Here is a 26,266-nt window from a genome sequence, read left to right as displayed (position 1 = left end):
GTGGAGAGCGGCTCGAAGATCGAGGTCCACACCGAGTTGTAGTTCACGGAGGAGGCCATGACGGCCACCAGCGCCTCGCCCGGGCCGAGCTCGGGCACCGGCACGTCGTCCAGGTGGATCGACTTGCGGGGGTCCTTGTCGCGGGTGGCGAGCCCGGTGAACATCTCCGTCTCGTCCTTGTGCACGGTGATCGCGCGGTACGACTCGGGGAGGGGAAGAGCGGCGAAGTCGGCGGCCGTGGCCGTCTGCGACTGAATCGCGTCCAGGATTTCCTTCACGGTGTTGCCTCCGGCGATGAGCGTCCTGAGGGAAGACGCTGAGGGTTACGTCGGTGCTGCTGCTGGTGTGAGGGGTGCCGTCGGTTCGGCGGAGGTGGTGCTGTGGCAGCGCTTTGTGGCGCGGAGGGTGCCTGTGACGCAGGCGTCCGGGCGCGCTCGCCATTGGCTTGCGGGGACAGCCGGCGTACGAAAGGTCTCTGCACGCCGGCCGCCCGGACTCCTTCAACGTATGGCACGGCGTGTCACCTGGCAAGGCACGGAGTGCCAGAAGTTGCGCTCAGATGAAATCTTTACGTAACACGTGAGCGATGATCGATCAGACTGCGCGATGATCGATCGAATCAGGGGTGCAAAAAACGCCGAACGCGCTCAAATCGAGCGCGTCCGGCGGTTGATGAGCCTGTCCGGCGATCGAGGACAAGCGGCGGAGCCGCGGTGCTGTGAGGGAAGTCGCCAGGGACCTGGAAAGTCGCTACGAACGTTCTTTGAGCGCCTGCTCGATGGTCCGCATGACCTGGTCCAGCGGCGCGTCCACCCGCGCCACGGTCACCAGGACGTCCCCCTCCGTGAAGGAGGAAGCGGGCGCCGACCGAGGCGCGGCCTCGCGCCCGGCGCCGATCCCCGTTCCGAACGTCTTGCGGACGATCGCGAAGGCGTGGTCCAGCTGGGCCTCGACGTCCCCCTGGCCGCCGGCCCGCAGCCAGCGCCGCAGCACGTGATTGTGCGCCGTGACCACGGCCGACGCGGCGACCTCCGCGAGCAGCGGGTCGTCGTTGGCGTCGTCGTCGTGCGCGTGCTCGTCGAAGTGGCCCAGGAGATAGCGGGTGAAGAGCCGCTCGTACCGGGCCACCGAGGCGATCTCGGCCTCCCGCAGCGTCGGCACCTCGCGCGTCAGCTTGTACCGCGAGACGGAGATCTCGGGTCGGGCCGCGTACATCTTCATGACTTCCTTGATGCCACGGCACACGGTGTCGAGCGGGTGCTCGTGCGCCGGTGCCGCGTTGAGCACCGCCTCGGCCCGGATCAGCGTGTCGTCGTGGTCGGGAAAGATCGCCTCTTCCTTGGAGCGGAAGTGACGGAAGAAGGTACGGCGGGCCACTCCGGCCTGGGCTGCGATCTCGTCGACGGTGGTCGCCTCGTACCCCTTGGTCGCGAACAGCTCCATGGCCGCGGCCGCCAGCTCTCGGCGCATCTTGAGCCGCTGCGCGGCGGCGCGACTGCCCGCGGCGCTCTCCGGCGCGTCGGGCGTGGCTGGTGTACGTGAGGACTTGGCGGGCTGGGACATGACCCGAACGTACTGCATGTGCGCAGGAGAGCGCGCATGTCCGGGGATCCCCCCGCCCTCGGTGGGCGGGGGGTTTCCGGCCGGGCCGAGCAGTCCGCCCCAGTCGGCGTTGTCGTCGAACCCGTCGCCCGGACGCTCAGCGCCGGGCATATTCGCGGAAGCCGCGGCCCGTCTTGCGGCCGAGGCAGCCCGCGGCCACCAGGTGCTCCAGGAGCGGGGCCGGGGCCAGGCCCGGGTCACGGAATTCGCGGTGCAGAACCTTCTCGATGGCCAGCGAGACGTCGAGCCCGACCACGTCCAGGAGCTCGAACGGGCCCATCGGGTAGCCGCCGCCGAGCTTCATCGCGGCGTCGATGTCGTCCAGCGTCGCGTAGTGCTCCTGCACCATCTTGATCGCGTTGTTGAGGTACGGGAACAGCAGCGCGTTCACGATGAATCCGGCGCGGTCGCCGCAGTCCACCGGGTGCTTGCGGATCTTGGCGCAGACCTCGCGCACGGTCGCGTGCACGTCGTCCGTCGTCAGCACGGTCCGCACGACCTCGACGAGCTTCATGGCCGGGGCCGGGTTGAAGAAGTGCATGCCGATCACGTCCTGCGGGCGCGAGGTGGCGCGGGCGCAGGCCACGACGGGCAGCGAGGAGGTGGTGGTGGCGAGGACCGCGCCGGGCTTGCAGACCTTGTCGAACGTGGCGAACAGCTGCTGCTTGATCTCCAGGTCCTCGGCGACCGCCTCCAGCGCCAGATCGACCTCGGCGAAGGCGTCGTACGAGCCCGCCGGGGTGATCCGCTCCAGGGTCTGCGCCGCCGCCTCGGCCGTCATCCGGCCCTTGTCGACAGAGCGCGAAAGCGACTTGCCGATACGGGCCTTGGCGGCCTGCGCCTTCTCCTCGGTGCGGGCGGCGAGGACGACCTCGTACCCGGCCTTCGCGAAGACCTCGGCGATGCCGGACGCCATCGTGCCCGAGCCGGCGACGCCGACGGAGCGGACGGTGCGGCCGGGGGTCAGGGCGGCGCCGTCGAGGGGAGTCAGCGCGTCCCGCACGACCGTCGCGCTGCCGGGAGCCTCGTACGAGTAGAAGCCGCGCCCCGACTTGCGGCCGGTCAGGCCCGCCTCGCTGAGCTGCTTGAGGATGGGCGCGGGGGCGTGCAGCCGGTCGCGCGACTCGGCGTACATGGCCTCCAGGACGGTCCGCGCGGTGTCGACGCCGATCAGGTCGAGCAGCGCCAGCGGGCCCATCGGCAGACCGCAGCCGAGCTTCATCGCGGCGTCGATGTCCTCGCGGGAGGCGTACTTCGCCTCGTACATCGCGGCCGCCTGGTTGAGGTAGCCGAACAGCAGTCCGTCGGCGACGAATCCGGGGCGGTCGCCGACCGCGACGGGCTCCTTGCCGAGCTGCAGGGCGAGATCGGTGACCGCCGCCACGGCGGACGGCGCGGTGAGCACCGACGAGACGACCTCGACCAGCTTCATCGCGGGCGCCGGGTTGAAGAAGTGCAGGCCGAGCACGCGCTCGGGACGGGCCGAGTCGGCGGCCAGCCGTGTCACGGACAGGGCGTTGGTGCCGGTCGCGAGGATGGTCTCCGGGCGCACGATGCCGTCGAGTGCGCGGAAGACCTGCTGCTTGATGTCGTACGACTCCGGGGTCACCTCGATGACCAGGTCGGCGTCGGCCGCGGCCCGCAGATCGGTGAACGTGCGGAAGCGGGAGAGAACGTCCGCGCGCTCCTGCTCGGTGCAGCGCCCGCGCTGCACACCGCGGGCGGTGGAGGCTTCGAGCGCCGTGACGGCCTGGGCGGTCGCGGCCTCGCTGATGTCGATGCCGATGACATCGCGGCCGGCCCGGGCGAGGACCTCGGCGATGCCGGTGCCCATGGTGCCGAGGCCGACCACGGCGACGGTCTTGAGAAGAGGGGACAGAGGGGTGTCGGACAGGGGAGTGGCCATCGCGGGACTCCAGAAAGAGGGTGACGACTGAGGAGCGCACGCGGGTACGCCAACGGGCGCACACAGTGCGGAGGTTGCGGGTGTTTCCGGGCTGACGAGCGCACACGCCCGGTGCCGTCCGGGGGCGCCGAGGAACGGACGCCGCGGGGAACGGTGCTGACCGACCGGCCCTGTCCCGGGACCGTGTCGTACTCACGTACCTGAAGTGCCGAACCGACTGCTCTCACGGTGGCTGCGTCACCAGGCCACCGCAAGTAAAACGCGAGTGGGTAACTCGCTCGTCTGAGCTTAACCCGCCAGTAACGAGCGCGCCAGCCCCCGAGTTTGTGATGTACGTCCCCGCGCCCTCGGTACCCCGCCTAGGCTCGGGTTCATGGACGAAGAGTTGCGATCACTCACGGAGCGTTTACAGGTCGAGGCCGGGGCCTCGCCGGTGTACGACCGTCTGGTGTCGACCGGGGACCGCGACGAGCTGGCGGCGGCGCTGACCGCGCCCGGGCAGCCATTGTGGGCCCGGGAGTTGGTCGCCTTCCGGCTCGGGGCCGCCGGGGACCGGCGGGCCTTCGAGGCGCTCGTCCTGCTCCTCAACCACCGCGATCCGCAACGGGGTGCGTCCGCCGCGTACGCCCTGGCCCGGCTCCGCGACCCGCGCACGGCCCGCGCGGCGGCGGCGCTCGCCACGAACGAGCTGCGCGTCGCCTACGCGCTCCACCCGGTACGGCTGCTGGTCGAGCTGCGTGCTCCCGAGGCCGTCCCCGCGCTGATCACCACCCTGGAACGCAGACTGCGCCCGCACGACCCTTACCGCAGGGTCGCGCTCGCCTGCGTGGAAGGGCTCGGCGACCTGGGAGACGTCCGGGCCGGGCCCGTCCTGAACGAGGCGCTGGCGCACCCCGCACTCGCGGAGGCGGCCGTGCATGCGCTGGCGCGGCTCCCGAAGCCGTAGCCCAGCCGAGCCGGCGGCCTCGCCGGGCCGCTCCGCGAGACCAGGTGCACGACGTCGCCGTCGCCCTGCCGTGCGCGGTCCAGGAACGGTCAGTCGTCGCGGGCCGTCTCGCGGACCGGGAGCCCGCTCATTCGCTCACCACCGCGAACGCCTCGATCTCCATCAGGAACTCCGGGCGGACCAGTCCGGCGACCTGGACGGCGGAAGCGGCGGGGAGCCGGTCGGCGGGTATGTGCGCGTCGCGGGCGGCGCGGATCGCGGGCATGTGGGCCATGTCCGTGACGAAGAAGGTGAGTTTGACGACGTCGTCGAACGTGGCGCCGGCGGCGGCCAGGCACCGACGCAGGTTCTCGAAGACCTGACGGGCCTGCGCGCCCGGGTCGCCCTCGCCGACGAGCTTGCCGTCCTCGTCCAGGGACAGCTGGCCCGAGACCGCCACGAAGCGGCCCGTGCCCATCACCACGTGGGTGTACGCGGCGGCAGCGGCGACCCCGTCGGGGGCGGAAATGCGCGTCAGCTCACTCATGCGTCCATGGTGGACCATGGGTCTGACAATGCCCCCGACGGGCCGGTGCTCAGCGGGGGTTCAGCCCCGGAAGCCGAGCAGTCCGTGCAGCGCCGATCCGCTCGAGGTGGTGGACGCCGCCTTGGTCGTCAGCGGCTCCGGGTCGGGCAGCTTCTTGCACACCGCGTCGACCACGCCACCGCTGTGCGGCACCTTGCCGTCGGCCAGATACGTCGCCAGGTACTTGTCCAGGCAGTCGTTCCCGCTCAGCGTGATGCCGTGGTTCCCGCCGCCCTGCTCGACCACGAGGCTGGAGCCGCGCAGTTGACGGTGGACGGTGACGCCGCCCTCGTACGGGGTGGCCGCGTCGTTCGTGGCCTGGAAGAGCAGCGTCGGCGGCAGGGCATCGTTGGAGATGTCCACCGGCCGCAGCGAGTGCGTCGGCCAGAACGCGCACGGCGCGTTGTACCAGGCGTTGTTCCAGGCCATGAACGGCGCCTTGGCGTACACCGCCCAGTTGTCCTTGCGCCACTGGTTCCAGTCACGCGGCCAGGACGTGTCACGGCACTGGACCGAGGTGTAGACGCTGTAGCCGTTGTCGCCCGAGGCGTCGACGGCGCCGAAGTTGTCGTAGGCCTCGACGAGCGGGTCGGTGTTCTTGTCGTTCACATAGGCCGCGAACGCCTCGGCGAGATACGGCCAGTAACCGTTGTAGTAGCCGCCGGGGATGAAGGTGTCCTCCAGCTCGGAGGCGCCCACCTTCTTCTGCGCGGGCTTCTTGGCGAGCGCCGCGCGCATCGCGTACCACTTGGCCTCGACCTTGGCCGGGTCGGTGCCGAGCTTGTACGTCACGTTGTGCTGGGCGACCCAGGACAGGAAGGCCAGGTGACGGTCGTTGAACGCGTAGTCCTGCCCGATGTTGTCGTCGTACCACACGCCGGTGGGGTCGACGATGGAGTCCAGGACCAGGCGGCGCACCCGGTTCGGGTAGAGCTTGGCGTACACGGCGCCCAGGTAGGTGCCGTACGAGTAGCCGAAGTAGTTGATCTTCTTGGCGCCGAGCGCGCCGCGGATCGAGTCCATGTCCTGGACCGCGCTCACCGTGTCGATATAGGGCAGCAGGCTCGCGTACTTCGTACCGCACGCCTTGGCGAAAGCCTTGGCCCGGTCGACATTGGCCTTCTCGATCGCGGAGGTGCGGGGGACGCTGTCGGGGCGCACCGGATTGAAGTGCCCGGGCTCGCAGTCCAGGGCGGGCTTGCTGGCGCCGACCCCGCGCGGGTCGAATCCGATCACGTCGTACTGCGCCGCCACCTTCTTCGGCAGCGTGGAGGCGACGAATCCGGCCAGCGTGAGACCGCTGCCGCCGGGTCCGCCGGGGTTGACGAGCAGCGGCCCCTGGTAGGTCTTCGCGGTGTGTGGGACGCGGGACAGGGCGAGGGTGATCTGCCGACTCTGCGGCTTGGAGTGGTCCAGCGGCACCTTCAGGGACGCGCACTGGAGCGTCGGATAGTCGCTGGTGCCGCACTTCTTCCAGGTGAGCTTCGCGGTCTGGGTGGTGCGCGGTGCGGTCGCGGAGCCGGCGCTCGCATCGGCGGGGATCGATGTGATCATCCCGGCCACCACGGCGGCTGCTCCGCACAGAGCAGCTGCGCGTTTCTTCATCAAGCCTCCCAGGACGGAGGATTTTGAGCCGTGCACGCCACGGCCTTCGCCGCATCGTCCCGGAAAGGGCGGCCGGAAGAGCTCGTTCTGGAAAGACTTGACCCGATTGAGCCGCGGGATGCGCTCGGATGCCGTCGGAGAGGTTTCGAAGGGGTCTCAGAGCAGCGTGAGCTGAGTCGCCTCCGGGGCCGGTGCCGAAGGCTCGGCAGGGGCGGTGATCCTACGGGGCATCCCCGCGCGCGTGGGGCCGATCCCGTACTCCTGGGCCAGCTCGTGGACCTGACGGGTGATCCGTCGCTGGTACCACTTCGGGGCGTAGGCGCCCTCCGCGTACAACCGCTCGTAACGGCGCAGGAGATAGGGGTGGTGGTGCTCCAGCCAGGCCATGAACCATTCGCGGGCACCGGGCCGCAGATGCAGGACGAGAGGCGTCACGGAGGTGGCCCCCGAGGCCGCGATCGCCTTGACGGTGGCCCGCAGTTGAGCCGGGTGGTCGCCCAGGAACGGGATCACGGGGGCCATCAGGACACCGCAGCCGATGCCGTGGTCCGTCAGCGTGCGGACGACGTCCAGGCGCCGCTCCGGGGCCGGTGTGCCCGGCTCGACCGTGCGCCACAGCTCAGGATCGGTGAACCCGACGGAGACGGAGATGCCGACGTCGGTGACCTCGGAGGCCTGCTTCAGGAGGTCGAGGTCACGCAGGATCAGCGTGCCCTTCGTCAGGATCGAGAAGGGGTTCGCGTGGTCGCGCAGAGCCGCGATGATGCCGGGCATCAGCCGGTAGCGGCCCTCCGCCCGCTGATAGCAGTCGACGTTGGTGCCCATCGCGATGTGCTCGCCCTGCCAGCGGCGTGAGGCGAGCTGGCGGCGCAGCAGGTCCGGCGCGTTGACCTTCACCACGATCTGGGAGTCGAAGTCGATCCCCGTGTCGAGGTCCAGATAGCTGTGCGTCTTGCGCGCGAAGCAGTACACGCACGCGTGCGTGCACCCCCGATAGGGATTGACCGTCCACTCGAAGGGCATGCGGGAAGCCCCCGGCACCCGGTTGACGATCGACCGCGCCCGGATCTCGTGGAAGGTGATCCCGCGGAACTCCGGAGTGTCGAACGTACGAGTGGTCACCGTGTCCGCGCCGAACAGCGCGGCGTCCCGGGCGGGGCCCCCGGCGGGGTCCACTGTGAGGTTGTCCCAGCGCATGACGCCTCCTCGATAGCACTGGGCACAGAATAGAACACATGTTCCCTTGATCGTGCGACCTCGTCTCCCGCACCGCCTCCGGGGACCCTCATCGGGACCCGGCCGTGACCTACGGGACCCCGATTTGGGCGGCCGGGCCGCCTGGTGGTTGGCTGGCCGCACACCCCCGAGGAACCAAGTGCTGGAGGAAGTGCCATGGCGCAGGTCGAGGCCACGACGGAGCGGGTCATCGCGGCGGACGCGGAGGCGGTGTTCGACGCTCTGGCCGACTACACCGGCACGCGCGCGAAGCTGCTGCCCGAGCACTTCAGCGAGTACGAGGTGCGTGAGGGCGGCGACGGCGAGGGCACCCTCGTCCACTGGAAGCTCCAGGCCACCAGCAAGCGCGTCCGCGACTGCCTGCTCGAAGTGAGCGAGCCCACCGACGGTGAGCTGGTCGAGAAGGACCGCAACTCCTCGATGGTCACCACCTGGCGGGTCACCCCGGCCGGCGAGGGCAAGTCCCGCGTCGTCGTCAGCACCGTGTGGAACGGCGCGGGCGGCATCGGCGGGTTCTTCGAGAAGACCTTCGCGCCCAAGGGCCTCGGCCGGATCTACGACCTGGTGCTCGCCAAGCTCGCTACCGAGGTCGAGAAGTAGTCGTAGTCCCACCCGGTTGGCGCGCCAAGAGGTAGTCGTACAGGGCCCGTTGGCGCCTCACCGTTTCGAGTGGATCCCCCTGTCGCGCGACGGTACGCCGTAACTCGTCGCGCTTGCTCGCAGTTGTCGCGATAAGCGGGAATTGTGCGGTGGGCGCGACGAGGGGAGCGGTACGTGGGCGGGATCACTCTGGTGAAGGACGAACCGGCTGTCGCACCCCCGCGGGACCCCGCCCCGGCGGTCGCCGAGACCGCCCAACTGGGCCCGCGCCAGGTGCGGTTGGTCTTCATCGGGCTCATGCTCGCGCTGCTGCTCGCCGCCCTGGACCAGATGATCGTGGCCACCGCGCTCCCGAAGATCGTCGGGGAGCTGCACGGCCTGGACAAGATGTCCTGGGCGATCACCGCCTACCTGCTCACCTCCACCGTCGGACTCCCGGTCTACGGCAAGTTCGGCGACCTCTTCGGCCGCAAGGGCGTCTTCCAGTTCGCCATCGCCGTCTTCGTCCTCGGCTCGGCGCTCGCCGGATGGTCACGCACCATGGACCAGCTGATCGCCTTCCGCGCGGTCCAGGGCGTCGGTGCGGGCGGCCTCATGATCGGCGTGCAGGCGATCATCGCGGACATCGTGCCGCCGCGCCAACGCGGGCGTTTCATGGGCCTGATCGGCGCCGCCTTCGGCCTCGCCTCGGTGGCCGGCCCCCTGCTGGGCGGCTATTTCACCGACCACCTCTCCTGGAGGTGGTGCTTCTACATCAACGTGCCCTTCGGCTTGGTCACCCTGGCCGTCGTCACCGTCGTACTGAAGCTGCCCAAGCCCACCGCACGGGGCCGCCTCGACCTGCTCGGGGTGCTGCTCCTCGCCGCCGCGTCAACCTGCCTGGTGCTGCTGACCAGTTGGGGCGGTACCGAGTACGCGTGGGGCTCGCGGGTCATCCTGGGGCTCGGGGCGGGAGCACTCGCCGCGACCGTCCTCTTCTTCGTCACCGAGCACTTCGCGGCCGAACCCCTCATCCCGCTGCGGCTGTTCAGGGACGGCGTCTTCAACATCACCGCCCTGGTGGGCCTGGTGGTCGGCGTCGCCCTCTTCGGGGCCGCCAGCTATCTGCCCACCTTCCTGCAGATGGTCGACGGGGCCAGCGCCACCGAGTCCGGGCTCCTGATGCTCCCCATGATGGGCGGCATCGTCGGCGCCTCGATCATCTCCGGACAGCTCATCAGCCGCACCGGGCGCTACAAGGTCTACCCGATCCTCGGCGGCGCCCTGTCGGCGGTGGGCATGTGGCTGCTGTCCCGCCTCGAAGTCGACACGCCCCGGCTGCACTACAGCATCTGGATGGCGGTGCTCGGCGCGGGCATCGGCATGGTGATGCCGGTACTGATCCTGGCCGTGCAGAACTCCGTGCGCCCGGCCGACCTCGGCACCGCGACCAGCGCCAACAACTACTTCCGGCAGATCGGCGGCAGCGTCGGAGCCGCCGTCTTCGGCACCCTGTTCGCCCATCGGCTCGCCGACGCGCTCGCCGAACGTCTCCCCGCGCGCGCGGGGGCCGGCCTTCCCGACCCGGAATCGCTCACCCCGCAACTCGTCCACGCGATGCCCGCCGCCCTGCGCGACGACTACATCGGGGCCTACGCGGACGCCATGCCGCGGATCTTCCTCTACCTGGTGCCGGTACTCGTCCTCGGCCTGCTCATCGCCTTCTTCCTCAAGGAGAAACCTCTGGTGTCCCACAACACCCCCACCGCCGACCCGGAGTCCGCTCAGGTGAACCCCCAGATCCCGCAGGCCCGTTCGGCGTACGCGGCCGGAATCCCCGTCTGCGGCACGGTGCAGCACCCCGACGGCACCGTCGTGCCACGTGCCGCGCTCACCCTCATCGACGTCGCGGGACAGCAGATCGGGCGGGGCGCCAGCGGAGAGGACGGCCGGTACGCGCTGTCCACGCCCGGCTCGGGGTCGTACGTCCTGATCGCGGCGGCGGGCGGCCACCAGCCGCAGGCCGTCTCGGTGACCGTGGGCGAACGCCCCGTGGAACTGGACGTCGTGCTCGGCGGCGCGGGACGCCTCGCCGGCAGCGTGCTGACCGCCGACGGAACCCCGGTGCGCGACGCCACCGTCACGCTCACCAACGTGCACGGCGAGGTGGTGGCCACCACGCGCAGCGGACGCGAAGGCGGCTACGTCATCACCGAGTTGGTGGCAGGCGAGTACACCCTCGCCGCCAGCGCCCCCGCCTTCCGCCCGGCCGCGCTCCCCGTCACCGTCCAGGCCGCCCGGGAGACCCGCCAGGACGTCGAACTCGCCGGGGGCGCCGTCCTGCGCGGCACCGTACGCGCGGGCGGCGGACGCCCCGTCGAGGACGCGCGCGTGACGCTCCTGGACGCCGCGGGCAACGTGGTGGACACGCTCACCACCGGCGCAGACGGAACGTTCCGGTTCGTCGATCTGTCCTCCGGCGAGTACACCGTCATCGCGGCCGGCTATCCGCCGGTCGCCACCGTGCTCCAGGTCGCCGGGGGCGGCAGGACGGAACGGGACCTGCAGTTGGGACACGAGGACTGACGGAACGAGGCCTCCGGTGCGGGGCGCCAAGAGCGGGCGGACGGGGCGTCGCACCGCCCGGCGCGCGCCGGAGCCGCCCCCGGAGAGGTCAATTCCCGTATTGGCACACATCGCGATGGGCCCCCGCCGTACGGTAGTGGTGGCGGCACAGATCTTGCGGAGCCGTGGGGAGAGAGGGCCTGGGCCATGGAACGTGGCACCGAAGTGGGCGCAGCTCCCAGCCGCGGAGCTGGGGACGGCGCGGTGGAGCACGCCGCCGCCGGCCGCATCCCCCTGGCCGTGGTGGTCGTGGACCGTGACGGCCGGGTGTCGCACTGGAGCACCGGCGCCAGGCGCCTGTTCGGCGCACCCAGGGAGGACGCGGTGGGCCGCCCCGCCGTCGATCTGCTCCCCGTCTCCGGCGCGCTCCCCGAGGACGACGACCCGGCGCCCTACGGGGCCTACGCGGCGTACGACGGCCTCGGCCCCGATCTGGAGTCCTCCCTCGACGGAGGGCTCGCCTACCCGGCGGCTGGACGCGCCCGGCTCACCGTGGCCGGTCCCGACCGGATCGACGTCCTGTGGTGGGCCTACCCACTGGTGGGCCCCGGCCGGGAGCGGCTGTTGGTGCTCGCCGCCGACGCGACCGCAATGCGCCACGAGGACGACGCGGTGGCCGTCGAGCGCATCGCGCCCGGCTTCGCGCTGCACACCGACTTCCCCGGCGCCGAGGAACTGGCCCGCAGGCTGCCCGAGATCCTGCCCAGCATGAGCGTGGGCGAGGGCGCCCGCATCGTCGCGCAGGTCCTGGAACTGGGCTATCCCGTCCTGGAGTTCAGCCAGAACGACCGGGTGCCCGTCACCCCCGACTGGGGTGTGCCCCGGCGGGTCGAGCGCAAGGCGCGCCGTGAGCGGGTGGCCAGGGCCGCGGTATCCGGTGAGCCCCTGCCGCAGGACGTCCAGGACGACGGCGAGGACCTCGAATACGTCGCGGTGCGCGAGCGCCTGGAGTTCCTCAACGAGGTCAGCGGCCGCATCGGCACCTCACTCGACCTTTCGCAGACCATCCTCGAGGTCAGCCGGGCCGTCGTGCCGCGCTTCACGGACGTGGCGGGCACGTATCTGCGGGAACAGGTCGTCGCCGGTGAGGGCTTCCCCGAAGGCGTGCCCGACACGACCACCATGTGGCACCGGGTCGCCCTGGAGCACACGGACGAGCCGGGCCGTTGGGACGACGTCGTGCCGGTGGGCGAGGCCATGCCGTTCCCGGCGCACACGCCGTTCTTCCAGTGCATGACCACAGGTGAGCCCGTCCTCGTGCCGCGTATCAGCGAGCAGATGGGGCACATGATCGCCGCGCAGTTCGAGAAACGCGACATCAGGCCGCTCATCACCAACCGCTCCATGCTGGTCGTGCCGCTCAAGGCCCGCCATGTGGTCCTCGGGTTCATGATCCTGCTGCGCCACCCGGAGCGCGTCGAGTTCAACGACATGGACCGGGTCACCGGCGCCGAACTCGCCGCACGCGCGGGCCTGGTGCTGGACAACGCGCGCATGTACACGTACCAGGAGAGCGTCGCCGAGGCCCTCCAGGACAGCATGTTGCCGCACATCGCGCCCCGCATGGCCGGCTGCGACATCGCGACCCGCTATCTGCCCGGCACACTCCTCGGGCGGATCGGCGGCGACTGGTTCGACTCCGTGAAGCTGCCCGGCTCCCGCACCGCCCTGGTCGTCGGCGACGTCATGGGACACGGCCTCAACTCCGCAGCGATGATGGGGCAGTTGCGTACCGCGGTCCAGACCATGGCCGCGCTCGACCTGCCGCCCGCCCAGCTGCTGCGCAACCTCGACGACCTGGCCCAACGGCTCGGCGACAGCTACCTCGCGACCTGCCTGTACGCCGTCTACGACCCGATCGCCGGTGAACTGCACATCGCCAACGCGGGCCACATCCCGCCTGTCCTGGTCCGCGCCGACGACGGCCGCAGCGAACTGCTGGACCTGCCGACGGGCGCGCCCATCGGAGTCGGCGGTGTGCCCTTCGAAGCGGTACGCGTGCGCGTGGCGCCCGGCGACCGGCTCGTCATGTGCACCGACGGACTCGTCGAGGTGCGCGGCGAGGACATCGGTGTCGGCCTCGCCACGCTCTGCGAGTCCGCCGCCCACCCGGCCGCGTCCATGGACGACGCCTGCGACACCATCATCCGCGCGCTCAACACCCGTGGTGGCCGCAAGGACGACGTCGCGCTGCTGCTGGCCAGGCTCAACGGCATCGAACCCGAGGACGTGGCCGAGTGGCGGCTCTCCCTCGACCCGATCGAGGCGGGCAGAGCACGCGCCGCGGTCCGCGAACAGCTGCATGTGTGGGGGCTGGCCGGCCTCGCCGACAGTGCCGAGCTGATGGTCGGCGAGCTGGTCGGCAATGCCGTACGACACGCGCACAGCCGCCAGATAGCGCTGCGGCTCGTCAGGGGCGACACCCTGCTGTGCGAGGTGGACGACGACGACCACACCCTGCCGACACTGCTCAGCGCGGGGCCGGACGACGAGTTCGGCCGAGGCCTGCGCGTCGTCAGCACGCTGGCCCGCGAGTGGGGGACCAGCCGGACCAGCGCGGGCAAGACCGTGTGGTTCGAACTGACGCTCCCGCGCCGCTGACGCGTGCTCGTGCCCGTGCTCGTCTTGGTGTCGTGGTCCGGCGCCGCTGACGCGCTGCCCGCGTTGGTGCCGTGGTCCCGCTGCCGGCGAGGCTTCGACTGAGCCGGTGTCGCGCTTTCTCCCGCTGTGGGGCGCGCTCCCGCGAAGCCAGGGAGGAAGAAGAAGAGGGGCGCACGCGGCATGCGAAGATTAAGGAGTACGGGTATCGAATGAGCCGTGAAGGAATACGCTGCCCGCTTGTCGCCTCGCGCCGGGCACGATAGACCGATCTGGCCTGCCGGGTCCCGGCGGGCGCGGTCGCAACCTGGGGAGCGGGCATGAGCGTGACGAGTCGGTACAGGGAAGCCTGGGAGGGCTTTTGGCGCGAGGCTCCCGAGGAGCAGGGGGCGGTCTTCTGGGACGCCGAGCCGGCGCTCACCGCCGGCGTCCATCTCACCCTCTTCGAACCGCACTTGGCGGCCCGTGACCTGCCCCTCGTGGACCTCGGCTGCGGCAACGGCACCCAGACCCGCTTCCTGGCCGACCGCTTCCCGCACGTGGTCGGCGCCGACCTCTCGGCCGCGGCGATCGAGCACGCCCGTCACGCCGACCCGGCGGGCCAGGCCACCTACCGGCTGCTCGACGCGGCCGGGAAGTCCGAGACCCAGACACTGCACGCGGAACTCGGCGACGCCAACCTCTATATGCGAGGCGTGCTGCACCAGGCCGAGCCGGACGACCGGCAGCCGCTGGTGGACGGCCTGGCGACGCTGCTGGGAGAGCGCGGCCGGGTCTTCCTCGTCGAACTCGCCGAGGCCGCCGGTCTCGTGCTGAGGGGCCTGGCACAGGGCGCCGACGGCCCGCCGGCCAAACTCGCTCCGGTCTTCCGGCACGGCATCGCCCCCGGCGAGGTCGCGGACGCCGCGGTCCCCGAGTACCTTCGCGCCGCGGGCCTCACGGTCCTCGCGAGCGGTGAACTCCCGCTCGTCACCACCGAGTACACGGCCGACGGTTCGCGTATCGAACTTCCGTCGAAGTGGCTGGTGGCGGGGCGTATCGGGTGATGCCGGTGGTCTGGGCCGGTGAGAGTTGTCCACAGGCTCTGCCCGGCCCGGGCCGAAGCGCGTACGGTTTCGAACATGAAGATCCTCATCAGCGCCGACATGGAGGGCGCCACGGGCGTGACCTGGCCGGCCGACGTGCTGCCGGGGACTCCGCAGTGGGAGCGGTGCCGGTCGATGTTCACTTCCGATGTCAACGCCGCGGTGCTCGGCTTCTTCGACGGTGGCGCCGACGAGGTGCTGGTCAACGAAGCCCACTGGACCATGCGAAACCTCCTGCTGGAGCGGCTCGACGAGCGAGCGGAGATGCTCACCGGGCGGCACAAGTCGCTGTCCATGGTGGACGGTGTGCAGCACGGCGACGTGGACGGCATCGCGTTCGTCGGCTATCACGCGGGTGCCGGCATGGAGGGCGTCCTCGCGCACACCTATCTCGCGAACTCCCTCACCGGCGTCTGGGTGAACGACATACGGGCCAGTGAGGGACTGCTCAACGCCCACGTCGTCGCCGAGTACGGGGTGCCCGTCGTCCTCGTCACCGGCGACGACATCGCCTGCGAGGACGCGCTGGGATACGCGCCCGAGGCACTGAAGGTCGCCGTCAAGGACCACGTGTCCCGCTACGCGGCCGTGTGCCGTACGCCGGCCAGGACCGCCGCCGACATCCGGGCCGCGGCCAAGGAGGCCGCCTCACTGGCGGAGCGTCACGAGCCGGTCGTCGGCGGGCCGTTCACCGTGGCGATGGAGTTCGACGCCGAGCATCTGTCGATGGCCGCCACCGTCGTGCCCGGTGTCGAGCGCGTCGGGGAGCGGAAGGTGGCGTACACCAGCGACACCATGTATGAGGGAATCCGCACCTTCAAGGCGGTCACCACGATCGTCTCGGCCGCGGTGGAGGAGCAGTATGGCTGACACACAGGGTCTCGATGTACACGCACCGGCTCCTGAAGGAGACGCACAGGCTCTCGACGAAGTTGTCCGGTTCACCTCGGACCTCATCCGTATCGACACGACCAACCGCGGCGGCGGGGACTGCCAGGAGCGCCCGGCCGCCGAGTACGCCGCCGCGCGGCTGGCCGAAGCGGGCCTGGAGCCCACCCTCCTGGAGCGCACGAAGGGGCGTACGAACGTCGTCGCCCGTATCGAGGGCACCGACCCGTCCGCCGACGCGCTGCTCGTCCACGGTCATCTCGACGTGGTGCCCGCGCAGGCGGAGGACTGGAGCGTGCACCCGTTCTCCGGGGAGATCCGCGACGGTGTCGTCTGGGGACGCGGCGCGGTCGACATGAAGAACATGGACGCGATGATCCTGGCCGTCGTCCGCTCGTGGGCGCGCGACGGGGTGCGGCCCCGGCGCGACATCGTCATCGCGTTCACCGCCGACGAGGAGGCGAGCGCCGAAGACGGCTCGGGCTTCCTCGCCGACGAGCACCCCGGTCTCTTCGAGGGCTGCACCGAGGGCATCAGCGAGTCGGGGGCCTTCACCTTCCACGACGGCGCGGGCAGGCAGCTGTATCCGATCGCGGCGGGCGAGCGCGGTACCGGCTGGCTCAAGCTCACCGCACGCGGGCGCGCGGGACACGGCTCCAAGGTGAACCGGAGCAACGCGGTGACGCGCCTCGCCGCCGCGATCACCCGGATCGGGGACTACGAGTGGCCGCTGCGCCTCACCCCGACCGTGCACGCGGCACTGACCGAACTCGCCGACCTGTACGGCATCGACCGCGGTCCCGAAGACGTGGACACCCTCCTGGACAAGCTGGGGCCTGCCGCCGCGCTCGTCGAGGCGACCGTGCGCAACAGCGCCAACCCGACCATGCTGAGCGCCGGCTACAAGATCAATGTGATCCCGGGGGAGGCCGTCGCGTACGTGGACGGCAGATTCCTGCCCGGCGGCGAGGACGAGTTCCGTTCCACCCTCGACCAGCTCACCGGACCGGATGTGGAGTGGGAGTTCCAGCACCGTGAGGTGGCCCTCCAGGCACCGGTGGACTCGGTGACGTACGCGAACATGCGCGCGGCCGTCGAGCACTTCGCGCCGGAGGGGCATGTGGTGCCCTACTGCATGTCGGGCGGCACGGACGCCAAGCAGTTCTCGCGCCTCGGCATCACCGGCTATGGATTCGCGCCGCTGAAGCTCCCGGAGGGCTTCGACTACCAAGCGCTCTTCCACGGCGTCGACGAGCGCGTGCCGGTCGAGGCGCTCCACTTCGGCGCCCGTGTCCTCGACCGCTTTCTGCGCACCGCCTAGGGGGACGACATGCAGAGCCTGCCGTACGGTTCCTGGCCCTCGCCGATCGACGCGGCGCTCGCCGCGGCGCACGACGGGCACCCCGAATTCGTGGGCTTCGTCGGCGACGAGGCCTGGTGGACCGAGCCCCGGCCCACGGAAGGCGGGCGGCGTACGCTCGTACGGCGCAAGGCCGACGGCTCGGAGGAGTCGGTGCTGCCCGCTCCCTGGAACGTACGCAGCCGCGTCATCGAGTACGGCGGTCACCCGTGGGCCGGAGTCATGCGCCCCGAAGGTCCCCTGGTCGTCTTCGTCGATTTCGCCGACCAGCGGCTGTACCGGTACGAAGGCGGCGCTCCTCGCCCGTTGACCCCCGTGTCGCCCGTGGGCGAGGGGCTGCGCTGGGTGGACCCGCAGGTGCACCTGGAGCGGGGTGAAGTGTGGTGCGTCCTGGAGGAGTTCACCGGGGACGGGCCGACCGACGTCCGGCGCGTGGTCGCCGCGGTGCCGTTGGACGGGTCGGCGGCCCAGGACCGGGACGCCGTGCGGGAACTGACCGACGGACGGCACCGGTTCGTCACCGGACCCCGGCTCTCGCCCGACGGCCGGCAGGCTGCCTGGCTCGCCTGGGACCACCCGCGGATGCCCTGGGACGGCACCGAGGTGATCCTCGCGGACGTGGCCGACGACGTCACGCTGCGCGGCGCGCGATCTGTCGCCGGCGGCCCGGAGGAGTCCGTCGTCCAGGTCGACTGGACCCCCGACGGCACTCTGCTGTACGTCAGCGACCGCACCGGCTGGTGGAATCTCCACCGCCTCGGCCGCGGCGGCGAGGAGACGGCCCTGTGTCCGCGCGAGGAGGAGTTCGGCGGCTCGCTCTGGCGAATCGGATACCGCTGGTTCGCGCCGCTGGAGAGCGGACTGGTCGCCGTCGTGCACGGACGCGGCGCCACCGCGCTCGGGATCCTGGACCCGGAGACCGGCGAGGTCGTCGACGCGGCGGGGCCCTGGACCGAGTTCGCGCCGACGCTCGCCGCGCACGGCAGCAGGGTCGTGGGCGTCGGAGCCAGCCCCCGCAGCGCCTACGAGGTCGTCGAGCTGGACGCTCGTACGGGGCGGGCCCGGGTGATCGGCGCCGCGCACGACGACCCGGTGGACCCCGCGTACTACCCGGAGCCGCAGATCCGCACCTTCACCGGCCCCGCGGGACGCGAGATCCACGCCCACATCTATCCACCGCACCACCCCGAGCACGTCGCCCGCGGGGACGAGCTCCCCCCGTACGTGGTCTGGGTGCACGGCGGTCCCACCGGCCGGTCACCCCTCGTCCTCGACCTGGAGATCGCCTACTTCACCTCCCGCGGTATCGGCGTCGCGGAGGTCAACTACGGCGGATCGACGGGACACGGGCGGGAGTACCGCAACCGGCTGCGCGAGCAGTGGGGCGTCGTCGACGTCGAGGACTGCGCGGCCGTCGCGCTCGCGCTCGCCGCAGAAGGCACCGCCGACCGGCGGCGGCTCGCCATCCGCGGCGGCAGCGCGGGCGGCTGGACGACGGCCGCCTCCCTGACCAGCACCGACGTCTACGCATGCGGCACCATCCTCTATCCGATCCTCGACCTCGTCGGATGGGGGTCGGGGGAGACCCATGACTTCGAGTCGCAGTATCTGGAGACGCTGGTCGGGCCGTCGGCCGAGGTGCCCGGCCGGTATGTGGAGCGCTCGCCGACCGAGCACGCCGACCGGATCACCGCGCCCTTCCTGCTGCTCCAGGGGCTCGACGACGCCATCTGCCCGCCCGTGCAGTGCGAGCGGTTCCTGGCCAGACTGGCGGAGGAGGGCCGACGCGTTCCGCACGCCTACATCGCCTTCGAGGGCGAGGGGCACGGCTTCCGGCGGGCCGAGACGATGGTGCGGGTGCTGGAGTCCGAACTCTCCCTGTACGCGCAGGTCTTCCGGCTGAATCCGCCGGGTGTGCCCACCTTGGAGCTGGCCAAGTGAATCGGCTCCGTCAGATGCCGGCCCCGCATGCGGGTCAGCACGCCGGACAGGACTTCGAGCAGGATCTGGAGCACACCGAGTGACCTCACCGACCCCTCTGACCCGACCCGCACGGCTCGCCGCAGGGGCCCGTGTCGCCGTCGTCGCGCCGAGCGGACCGGTGCCCGAGGAGCGGCTCCAGGCCGGCCTCGACATCCTGCGCGGATGGGACCTGGACCCGGTGGTGGCACCCCATGTCCTGGACCGGCACGCCGGGTTCGACTATCTGGCGGGTACGGACACCGACCGGGCCGCCGACTTCCAGGCCGCCTGGTGCGACCCGGACGTGGCCGCGGTGCTGTGCGCCCGCGGCGGCTACGGCGCGCAGCGCATGGTCGACCTCCTCGACTGGGACGCCCTGCGGGCCGCGGGACCCAAGGTGTTCCTCGGGTTCAGCGACATCACCGCGCTGCACGAGGCGTTCGCCACCCGGATGGGCCTCGCGACCCTGCACGGCCCGATGGTGGCGGCCGTCGACTTCCTCAAGAACGCGCGGGCGCAGGAGCATCTGCGGGCCACGCTCTTCGAGCCCGAGTCGGTGCGGACCATCGCGTCGGCCGGGGCCACCCCGCTGGTGCCGGGGCGGGCCCGGGGCGTCACCCTCGGCGGCTGCGTCAGCCTGCTCGCCGCCGACCTCGGCACCCCGCACGCCCGCGCCCGCGCGCGCGGAGGGCTGCTCCTGATCGAGGACATCGGCGAGGAGGCGTACCGGCTGGACCGGATCCTGACCCAGCTCCTGCGGGCCGGCTGGCTCGACGGGGTCGCCGGGATCGCACTCGGTTCATGGGTGGACTGCGGTCCGTACGAGGGACTGCGCGCGGTGTTCGCCGACCGGCTCGGCGGACTGGGTGTGCCCGTCGTCGAGCATTTCGGGTTCGGGCACTGCGAGGGGGCGCTCACGATTCCGTTCGGACTCGGGGCCGAACTGGACGCGGCAGCGGGGACGTTGACGCTGGACGAGCCCGCGCTGGCCTAGCGGTTCCGCACCGCGCCCGCAGCCGCCGCGCACGGGGCCGTCGGCGCGGCGCGTTCACTGAATCCCCGTCAAGAAAGACTCGGCTGGGTGATTGACCCCGTCTGACACGTGTCACAACATGACTACCGGCCGGTAAGTACCGGTCGGTAGTCGGGTTGTCCTCAGTGTGGAGGTCTTCGTGTCCCGTCGTTCGCGTGAGCCCAGATCCCGTTTCCGTGCCTCGCTCGCCCTGGCCCTCGGTGCCGTGCTCACCGCACCGCTCGCGTTCACCGCGCCTGCCTCGGCCACGGACCGATACACCGTCACCGCGCTGAAGTTCACGGTCCGGGCCGGTGGCCGCAGCTGCACGGTCGACGCCGATCTGTACCGGCCCGTGGGCGTGGACCGCGGGCACACCGCGCCCGCCGTGCTCGCCACCAACGGCTTCGGCGGGAGCAAGTCGGACGGTTCGACGGACGCGATCGGCAAGGCGTTCGCGGCGCGCGGCTATGTGGGGCTCGTCTACTCGGGGCTCGGCTTCGGCAGGTCGGGCTGTCAGATCTCGCTCGACGACCCGCGCATCGACGGTGAGGCGGCGTCCGGGCTCGTCGACTTCCTGGCGGGCACGCGCGCCGCCGACGACGGCACGAAGGCGGACTTCGTCACCCGGGACGGCAAGGGCGACCCGCGTGTCGGCATGGTCGGCGGTTCGTACGGGGGCGCCGTCCAGATGGCCACGGCCGCCGTGGACCACCGCGTCGACGCGCTGGTGCCGCTGATCACCTGGAACGACCTGGCGTACTCACTGGACCCGAACAACGCGGCCGGCGCGCGTGACGTGCCCGGCGCGTTCAAATGGCAGTGGACCAACAGCTTCTACCTGATCGGCGAGAGCCAGCCGCTGACCGTGCCGAACCTGGACCCCTCCCGCATCAACTCCCTCGCCTGCCTGCACTTCGTGACCGACGCCTGCGCAACGATGCGGACGCTGAACTCGGGGAGCTACCCGGCCGCCAGGACCGGACCGCTGCTCGACTACGCCCGCAGCGTGTCGCCCGTCTCGTATCTGCGCGAGGTGCAGGCGCCGACCCTGCTGGTCCAGGGACAGGCCGACAGCCTCTTCAACCTCAACGAGGCGACCGCGACGTACAAGACCCTCAAGGCGCAGGGCACCCCGACGAAGCTGATCTGGCAGTCGTGGGGCCACAGCGGGGGCCTCACCGACCCGGCGAGTGGTGAACTCAACCTCAGCCAGGGCAACTTGGAGTCCAGCTACGTCGGCCGACGGATCCTCGCCTGGTTCGACCGCTATCTCCAGCACCACGACGTCGACACGGGACCCGGCTTCGCGTACTACCGCGACTGGATCGCCGACCCGAACGACACCTATGCCACGGCCTCGAGGGTGCCGGGACTCAGCCAGAGCTTCTACCTCTCCGGGGACGGCAAGCTGGTCGACAACCGCAAGAAGGTCGTGGGCGCCGGCAGGGAGTACCGCAACGGGCTGGTGGCCACGAGCCACTCCGAGAGCTCCCTCGCCGGAATCGCCGGGCTGCCCGACCCTGCGCCGTACGACACCGAGGGCACCTACCTCGGCTGGACGAGCGAGCCCCTGACCCGGGCCGTCGAGGTGGTCGGCGCGCCCGAGGCCGAGCTGAAGGTCGTCTCGCCGAAGACCGAGCGCGTGCAGAACTCCGGCGACGCCGCCGACAAGCTGGTCCTCTTCGCCAAGCTGTACGACGTGGCACCGGACGGCACGAAGACGCTGGTGCACCGACTGGTGGCGCCGGTGCGCGTCCCGGACGTGAGGAAGAGCTTCACCGTCACGCTGCCGGGGATCGTGCATCGGTACGAGGCGGGGCACCGGTTGCGGTTCGTCGTCGCCGCCAGCGACGACGCGTACTTCGGGAACAAAGGCGTGAAGCCGGTGACGATCACCAGCGCGCCCGACGACACCGGGGTGCTGCGGCTGCCGGTCGTCGGCTGAGTCACCCGGAGGAACCCGCCAGCGCGCGTGCCGGTACCTCGCGGCTCATGCTGAGCGCATGAGCCCGAAGACCTCCGGGAGTGCCGGCGCGAGCGGCGGGAAGAGCGGCGGCGGCCCGCTGACGCCGGGCAGGGTCAGCGTCGCCGCGTCGGCCCTGCTCGCCCTGATCTTCGTCTTCGAGAACACCCGCAGTACCGTGATCCGGTTGTTCGTTCCGGAAGTGACCATGCCGCTGTGGATGGCGCTCCTCGGGACGGGGGCGATCGGCGGACTGTGCGGGGTCTACGCCATGAGGCGCCGGAGCTGACGCCGTCAAGTGCCGGGGCCGATGGAATGAAGTGCCGAGGTGGAACGCGCGTGCGCATAGGGTGACGGGATGTCTGAGAACGCCGGTTATCTTGCCGAGGGCCCTCGCGTGGGCATACGCCACTTCACCTACGGGGACGGTCCGGAGTTCACCGCGCGGGCCCGGGAGAGCAAGGATCTGCACCAGCCGTGGCTCTTTCCGCCCGTCGGTGCCGAAACCTACTCGGCGTACGCGGGACGGCTCATCCGGGATCCCACGAAGGCCGGGTTCCTGGTCTGCGAACGGGACAGCGGGGCGATCGCCGGGTTCATCAACATCAACAACATCGTCGAGGGCGGCTTCCTGTGCGGGGCGCTGGGATACGGCGCATTCGCACACGCCGCGGGGCGCGGACTGATGGCCGAGGGACTCGACCTCGTCGTGCGGTACGCCTTCGGACCGATGGGGCTGCACCGGCTCGAAATCAACGCCCAGCCGGGAAACGCGGCCTCCATCGCGCTCGCCCGGCGATGCGGCTTCCGGCTGGAGGGCTTCTCACCCGACTTCATCTACATCGCCGGGGCCTGGCGGGACCACGAACGCTGGGCGATCACGGCGGAGATGGTCTCCTCCCGTTGAGCGTTCGCCGGACGAGGGTGAGCCCCACGGGGAACGTCGTCGTGCTCGACGCCCCGTCCAGCCTGGGCCCGCGCCCGCCCGCGCCCGGCACCGTCCCCGGCTGCCGCAAGCTCGGCGGTGCCCTGCGCGAGCGGCGGACCGTGCCGCGGCTCGGTGCTCTCCCGCCGCCTTGAGGGCTGGGAGGTGCTCCCAGAGGGCGGTCGCGGAGGCGGGGTCGTCGTACCGCCGCGCTACGACCGCGGCGACCGGCAGGAGGACGACGGGGTGTTCCACGCGGCCGCCCTCGCCTTTGCGGAATCCTGACCGGATCCTGACGAGCGGAGACCCTGGTCAGCTCCTCGATGTCGCTGTTCCATGGTCATCGTGACGACGATCCGACGTGACGTACTGACGCTCCCCGCCGCGGAGTTGGGTCCGAGCAATCCGCTGCCGCCCCTGCGTCCGCTCGACGAGACGCACCGCATCGACGAGCGGGACCGCTCGGACCTGCCGCGGGACATGGCCCGCCAGATCGGGTACGAGCCGCTGCGCAGTGTTCTCCCCGAGCGCCTCCGGGACGGATACGACAGACAGCGGACACCCCGCGAGATCGACACGATCGTGATCGAGAACGACCGGCTGCGGGCCACCGTGCTGCCCGGCTACGGAGGCCGGGTCGGCTCCCTCGTCCACAAGCCCTCGCGGCGCGAACTCCTCTACCGCAACCCGGTGCTGCAGCCCGCCTGCTTCGCCCTCAACGGCGCCTGGTTCTCCGGCGGCATCGAGTGGAACATCGGCGCGACCGGCCACACCACCCTGTCCTGCTCGCCCGTCCACGCCGCCCGCGTCCCCGCCCCCGGCGGCGGCGAGATGCTCCGCCTGTGGGAGTGGGAGCGGCTGCGCGACCTCCCCTTCCAGGTCGATCTCTGGCTGCCGGACGGCTCCGACTTCCTGTACGTCGGCGTGCGCGTGCGCAATCCGCACGAGAAGCCGGCACCCGTGTACTGGTGGTCCAACACCGCCGTCCCCGAGGAGAGCAGGGTGCTGGCGCCGGCCGAGGAGGCCTGGCACTTCGGGTACGAGCGGCGGCTGCGCCGAGTGCCGGTGCCGGAGCACGAGGGTGCCGACCGGACGTATCCGCCGCGCAGTACCTTCCCCGCCGACTACTTCTACGAGGTGCCCGACGGGCGGCGGCGCTGGATCGCCGCGCTCGACGCGACGGGCGACGGGCTCGTGCAGACGTCCACCGATGTGCTGCGCGGGCGCAAGCTGTTCGTCTGGGGGTCAGGTCCGGGAGGGCGGCGCTGGCAGGAATGGCTCACCGAGCCGGGCACCGGCGGGTACTGCGAGATCCAGGCCGGGCTCGCGCGCACCCAACTCGAACATGTGCGGCTCGACGCCGAGAGCGACGTGTCCTGGCTGGAGGCGTACGGGCCGCTCGCGGCGGACGCGGAGGCGGTGCACGGCGCCGACTGGGGCGGGGCGCTGGCGGAGGCCGAGCGTCGGCTCGAGGCCGCCCTTCCGCGGGGCGACGTCGACGCCGCCTACGCCGCCTGGCTGCCGCACGCCGACGCCGAACCCGGCGAGGTGCTCGCCGTCGGCTCCGGCTGGGGCGCGCTCGAAGTGCTGCGCGCCGCTCACAAGTTGCCGGGTACGCCCTTCGACGAGTCCACGCTCGGTGACGCGCAGGCGCCCTGGCTGGAGCTGCTGCGGTCCGGTGCGTTTCCCGAGCCGCGGCGGGTCGGACCGCCCGGCGAGACCCTGGTCGCGCCGCACTGGCGGGACATGCTGGAGACCGCGCCTGCCGTGCCGATCGCCGAGTACCACCTCGGGGTCGCGCAGTGGCACGCGGGTGATCTGGCGCAGGCCGTACGGAGTTGGGAGCGGGCGCTCGAACTCGCCCCGTCGCTGTGGCCGTTGCTGCGCTGCCTCGCCGTGGCCGATCAGGAGGCGGACAACCGGGAGCGGGCCGCCGACCGGTACGCCGAGGCGTTCGACGATCTGTGCCGGGAGCGGCGGGACGACGGGGAGGTCTGGACCGCCGCGACGGCGGCGTTGGGGCGCGAGGCGATCGGGGCGCTGCTCGCGGTGCGGCGGGTGGTGGAGGCGCGAGCGGTGTGGGAGCGGCTGCGGCCCGCCACGCGTGCGCGGGGGCGGTTCCGGTTGATCGAGGCGCAGCTGCTGGTGGCGGAGGGCGAGGTGGGGGCGGCTCGGGCCGTCTTCGACGAGGGGTTCGAGGTCGCCGATCTGCGGGAGGGGGCTGAGGTTGTCTCCGAGCTGTGGGCTCGGCTGTCGGATGAGGCGGTGCCGGGGCGGTACGAGTTTCGGATGCGGCCAGGTGGTGATTGAGGGGTGCTTCGCCCCCTCCGCCCCTACCCGTCCCGTATCCGGGGGGCTGCCGGTCCCGTATCCGGGGCGGGGGCTGCCGCCCCCGTATCCGAGGGGAGGCTGCCGCCCAGGCCCCCCGCTTCGGCCTGGACGGCCCCGTCCTCAAGCGCCGGACGGGCTGGATGATCCCGACCGGCGGTCCACGTACTCGTACACCGCGCCGTCGGGATGCATCGCGATCAGGTTGCGGCCGACCGGTGTCGCGACCGGGCCCGCCAGGATGCGCGCGCCCGAGTCGCTGAGGACGTGGTGGGCTTCGTCCACGTCCTTGACGGCGATCGTGGCGGCGACCTTGCGGAGCACCTCCAGCTCGGCCTCGGGACCACTCATCAACAGGAAGCAGCCGACCGCGGCGACCGAGACACCGCCGCGCTCGAAGCGGAGGGCGCGCCCGCCCGACAGTCTTTCGTAGAAGGGGACCGAGGCCTCCAGGTCGTCGACGCAGATACGCAGCGTGGCTCCCAGAATCTCCATGAGGACGAGCCTAGTTGGGGCCGGTGCGGGAGGAGATCGTTTCGGACGGATCCCGTTCCCGGCGGCGTTACGCGTCCGGTGGGCCGGGTACTCGGGCGCCATGGAACGCTTGGATCATCTGGAACATCTGGACAAGGATCTCGTCGACGAACTGGCTCAGGTCGCCCGCGAGACCGTACGGGAGGAACTGCGGGAGCAGACCCGCAAGCAGCGCCGTACGGCGACGATGTACGCGGCGTCCGGTGCCGTCGCCCTGTACGCGGGCGCCGCGCTGGCGCTCGCTCTCGGCCTGGCGCTCGCGCTGGGGCTGCCCGGCTGGGCCGCCGCGCTGATCACCGCCGGGGTACTCGGCGTGATCGCGTACGTGCTGCGGGGCATGGCCCGGCCGACCGCGTCCCGGCCGGCGGTGTCCACGCCGACCGGCGAGGCGACCCCGGCCGGCCACGACGGCGTCATCGGCGGGACCGTTCCCGCCGCGCCGTACCCGCCCGTTCCGTCCGCTCCCCCCGTCGCGCCCGGAGTCCCGGGAGCGGGCGCGGCCGGAGCGGGCGAGGCGGACCCCGAGGCGCCGCATCGCCTTATC

Annotated in this window: 20 protein-coding genes and 2 pseudogenes; 15 read left to right on the top strand and 7 right to left on the bottom strand. The window is 71.3% G+C overall.

Annotated elements, in window-relative coordinates; all coding sequences use genetic code 11:
- The 3 genes and pseudogenes from ACFVXA_RS39895 to ACFVXA_RS39885 all read right to left on the bottom strand — a co-directional run.
- A pseudogene (locus tag ACFVXA_RS39895) lies at positions 1–278 on the bottom strand (crotonyl-CoA carboxylase/reductase); the annotation flags it as partial.
- 472 nt (positions 279–750) lie between these two features.
- The gene (locus ACFVXA_RS39890) at positions 751–1,563 is read right to left on the bottom strand and encodes a TetR family transcriptional regulator (RefSeq protein ID WP_362031696.1); all 813 of its coding nucleotides are present in this window, start codon (positions 1,561–1,563) and stop codon (positions 751–753) included.
- A 136-nt stretch (positions 1,564–1,699) separates the two neighbouring features.
- Positions 1,700–3,508, bottom strand: a complete 1,809-nt coding sequence (locus ACFVXA_RS39885) for a 3-hydroxyacyl-CoA dehydrogenase family protein (RefSeq protein ID WP_390028672.1) — start codon at positions 3,506–3,508, stop codon at positions 1,700–1,702.
- Between the two features lie 373 nt (positions 3,509–3,881).
- Here ACFVXA_RS39885 and ACFVXA_RS39880 point away from each other — a divergent pair, with 373 nt between their 5' ends.
- The gene (locus tag ACFVXA_RS39880; RefSeq protein ID WP_362031692.1) at positions 3,882–4,454 is read left to right on the top strand and encodes an adenylosuccinate lyase; all 573 of its coding nucleotides are present in this window, start codon (positions 3,882–3,884) and stop codon (positions 4,452–4,454) included.
- A 127-nt stretch (positions 4,455–4,581) separates the two neighbouring features.
- On the opposite strand, the gene ACFVXA_RS39875 is transcribed toward ACFVXA_RS39880, so the two are convergent.
- The 3 genes from ACFVXA_RS39875 to ACFVXA_RS39865 all read right to left on the bottom strand — a co-directional run bounded on the left by ACFVXA_RS39875 (position 4,582) and on the right by ACFVXA_RS39865 (position 7,821).
- Complete coding sequence (locus tag ACFVXA_RS39875) at positions 4,582–4,980, bottom strand: RidA family protein (RefSeq protein WP_383746765.1); 399 nt, start codon at positions 4,978–4,980, stop codon at positions 4,582–4,584.
- Positions 4,981–5,040: 60 nt separating this feature from the next.
- On the bottom strand, positions 5,041–6,624 hold the full coding sequence (locus tag ACFVXA_RS39870; protein WP_390028671.1) for an alpha/beta hydrolase: 1,584 nt from the start codon (positions 6,622–6,624) through the stop codon (positions 5,041–5,043).
- A 156-nt stretch (positions 6,625–6,780) separates the two neighbouring features.
- On the bottom strand, positions 6,781–7,821 hold the full coding sequence (locus tag ACFVXA_RS39865; protein WP_384026072.1) for an Rv2578c family radical SAM protein: 1,041 nt from the start codon (positions 7,819–7,821) through the stop codon (positions 6,781–6,783).
- Positions 7,822–8,016: 195 nt separating this feature from the next.
- Here ACFVXA_RS39865 and ACFVXA_RS39860 point away from each other — a divergent pair, with 195 nt between their 5' ends.
- From ACFVXA_RS39860 to ACFVXA_RS39800, 13 genes and pseudogenes are all read left to right on the top strand, one after another.
- The gene (locus tag ACFVXA_RS39860; RefSeq protein ID WP_362031684.1) at positions 8,017–8,460 is read left to right on the top strand and encodes an SRPBCC family protein; all 444 of its coding nucleotides are present in this window, start codon (positions 8,017–8,019) and stop codon (positions 8,458–8,460) included.
- Positions 8,461–8,634: 174 nt separating this feature from the next.
- The gene (locus tag ACFVXA_RS39855) at positions 8,635–11,025 is read left to right on the top strand and encodes an MFS transporter (RefSeq protein ID WP_390028670.1); all 2,391 of its coding nucleotides are present in this window, start codon (positions 8,635–8,637) and stop codon (positions 11,023–11,025) included.
- A gap of 186 nt (positions 11,026–11,211) precedes the next feature.
- Positions 11,212–13,665: a SpoIIE family protein phosphatase gene (locus ACFVXA_RS39850; RefSeq protein WP_390028669.1), complete on the top strand. Its 2,454-nt coding sequence runs from the start codon at positions 11,212–11,214 to the stop codon at positions 13,663–13,665.
- A 317-nt stretch (positions 13,666–13,982) separates the two neighbouring features.
- Positions 13,983–14,708, top strand: coding sequence for a methyltransferase domain-containing protein (locus tag ACFVXA_RS39845; protein ID WP_362031678.1), 726 nt, complete (start codon positions 13,983–13,985; stop codon positions 14,706–14,708).
- Between the two features lie 75 nt (positions 14,709–14,783).
- Positions 14,784–15,617, top strand: coding sequence for a M55 family metallopeptidase (locus tag ACFVXA_RS39840; protein WP_389472650.1), 834 nt, complete (start codon positions 14,784–14,786; stop codon positions 15,615–15,617).
- Positions 15,610–16,956 carry a M20/M25/M40 family metallo-hydrolase gene (locus ACFVXA_RS39835; RefSeq protein WP_383911669.1) on the top strand — a complete coding sequence of 449 codons (1,347 nt, stop codon included), beginning with the start codon at positions 15,610–15,612 and terminating at the stop codon, positions 16,954–16,956. The genes ACFVXA_RS39840 and ACFVXA_RS39835 overlap by 8 nt, the downstream gene beginning before the upstream one ends.
- 9 nt (positions 16,957–16,965) lie before the next feature.
- Positions 16,966–18,936, top strand: coding sequence for a prolyl oligopeptidase family serine peptidase (locus ACFVXA_RS39830; protein ID WP_390028668.1), 1,971 nt, complete (start codon positions 16,966–16,968; stop codon positions 18,934–18,936).
- A 79-nt stretch (positions 18,937–19,015) separates the two neighbouring features.
- A complete protein-coding gene (locus tag ACFVXA_RS39825) occupies positions 19,016–19,951 on the top strand; it encodes an LD-carboxypeptidase (RefSeq protein WP_390028667.1) in 936 nt (311 codons plus the stop codon).
- Between the two features lie 178 nt (positions 19,952–20,129).
- Positions 20,130–21,917: a CocE/NonD family hydrolase gene (locus tag ACFVXA_RS39820; protein ID WP_390028666.1), complete on the top strand. Its 1,788-nt coding sequence runs from the start codon at positions 20,130–20,132 to the stop codon at positions 21,915–21,917.
- Between the two features lie 58 nt (positions 21,918–21,975).
- Positions 21,976–22,224: a DUF1049 domain-containing protein gene (locus ACFVXA_RS39815; protein ID WP_362031667.1), complete on the top strand. Its 249-nt coding sequence runs from the start codon at positions 21,976–21,978 to the stop codon at positions 22,222–22,224.
- Positions 22,225–22,293: 69 nt separating this feature from the next.
- Positions 22,294–22,842, top strand: coding sequence for a GNAT family N-acetyltransferase (locus ACFVXA_RS39810; protein ID WP_389939363.1), 549 nt, complete (start codon positions 22,294–22,296; stop codon positions 22,840–22,842).
- Between the two features lie 17 nt (positions 22,843–22,859).
- Positions 22,860–23,130: pseudogene (locus ACFVXA_RS39805) on the top strand (hypothetical protein); the annotation flags it as partial.
- A 66-nt stretch (positions 23,131–23,196) separates the two neighbouring features.
- Complete coding sequence (locus ACFVXA_RS39800; protein WP_390028665.1) at positions 23,197–25,170, top strand: DUF5107 domain-containing protein; 1,974 nt, start codon at positions 23,197–23,199, stop codon at positions 25,168–25,170.
- 141 nt (positions 25,171–25,311) lie between these two features.
- Here ACFVXA_RS39800 and ACFVXA_RS39795 read toward each other — a convergent pair whose 3' ends face one another.
- Positions 25,312–25,683, bottom strand: coding sequence for a VOC family protein (locus tag ACFVXA_RS39795; protein ID WP_362031661.1), 372 nt, complete (start codon positions 25,681–25,683; stop codon positions 25,312–25,314).
- Positions 25,684–25,783: 100 nt separating this feature from the next.
- On the opposite strand from ACFVXA_RS39795, the gene ACFVXA_RS39790 reads away from it, so the two are divergent.
- Positions 25,784–26,266: phage holin family protein (locus tag ACFVXA_RS39790; protein ID WP_390028664.1), on the top strand; the 483-nt coding region annotated here is incomplete at its 3' end.

The organism is Streptomyces sp. NPDC058246, assembly GCF_042881985.1.
In the GTDB taxonomy this organism is placed as follows: Bacteria; Actinomycetota; Actinomycetes; order Streptomycetales; family Streptomycetaceae; genus Streptomyces.
This window is presented reverse-complemented; position numbering and strand designations above follow the sequence as displayed.

Excerpts from the sequence above, each read along its gene's own strand:
- ACFVXA_RS39890 (WP_362031696.1), bottom strand. The coding sequence starts at position 1,563 with ATGTCCCAGCCCGCCAAGTCCTCACGTACACCAGCCACGCCCGACGCG.
- ACFVXA_RS39885 (WP_390028672.1), bottom strand. The coding sequence starts at position 3,508 with ATGGCCACTCCCCTGTCCGACACCCCTCTGTCCCCTCTTCTCAAGACC.
- ACFVXA_RS39880 (WP_362031692.1), top strand. The coding sequence starts at position 3,882 with ATGGACGAAGAGTTGCGATCACTCACGGAGCGTTTACAGGTCGAGGCC.
- ACFVXA_RS39875 (WP_383746765.1), bottom strand. The coding sequence starts at position 4,980 with ATGAGTGAGCTGACGCGCATTTCCGCCCCCGACGGGGTCGCCGCTGCC.
- ACFVXA_RS39870 (WP_390028671.1), bottom strand. The coding sequence starts at position 6,624 with ATGAAGAAACGCGCAGCTGCTCTGTGCGGAGCAGCCGCCGTGGTGGCC.
- ACFVXA_RS39865 (WP_384026072.1), bottom strand. The coding sequence starts at position 7,821 with ATGCGCTGGGACAACCTCACAGTGGACCCCGCCGGGGGCCCCGCCCGG.
- ACFVXA_RS39860 (WP_362031684.1), top strand. The coding sequence starts at position 8,017 with ATGGCGCAGGTCGAGGCCACGACGGAGCGGGTCATCGCGGCGGACGCG.
- ACFVXA_RS39850 (WP_390028669.1), top strand. The coding sequence starts at position 11,212 with ATGGAACGTGGCACCGAAGTGGGCGCAGCTCCCAGCCGCGGAGCTGGG.
- ACFVXA_RS39845 (WP_362031678.1), top strand. The coding sequence starts at position 13,983 with ATGAGCGTGACGAGTCGGTACAGGGAAGCCTGGGAGGGCTTTTGGCGC.
- ACFVXA_RS39840 (WP_389472650.1), top strand. The coding sequence starts at position 14,784 with ATGAAGATCCTCATCAGCGCCGACATGGAGGGCGCCACGGGCGTGACC.
- ACFVXA_RS39835 (WP_383911669.1), top strand. The coding sequence starts at position 15,610 with ATGGCTGACACACAGGGTCTCGATGTACACGCACCGGCTCCTGAAGGA.
- ACFVXA_RS39830 (WP_390028668.1), top strand. The coding sequence starts at position 16,966 with ATGCAGAGCCTGCCGTACGGTTCCTGGCCCTCGCCGATCGACGCGGCG.
- ACFVXA_RS39815 (WP_362031667.1), top strand. The coding sequence starts at position 21,976 with ATGAGCCCGAAGACCTCCGGGAGTGCCGGCGCGAGCGGCGGGAAGAGC.
- ACFVXA_RS39810 (WP_389939363.1), top strand. The coding sequence starts at position 22,294 with ATGTCTGAGAACGCCGGTTATCTTGCCGAGGGCCCTCGCGTGGGCATA.
- ACFVXA_RS39800 (WP_390028665.1), top strand. The coding sequence starts at position 23,197 with ATGGTCATCGTGACGACGATCCGACGTGACGTACTGACGCTCCCCGCC.
- ACFVXA_RS39795 (WP_362031661.1), bottom strand. The coding sequence starts at position 25,683 with ATGGAGATTCTGGGAGCCACGCTGCGTATCTGCGTCGACGACCTGGAG.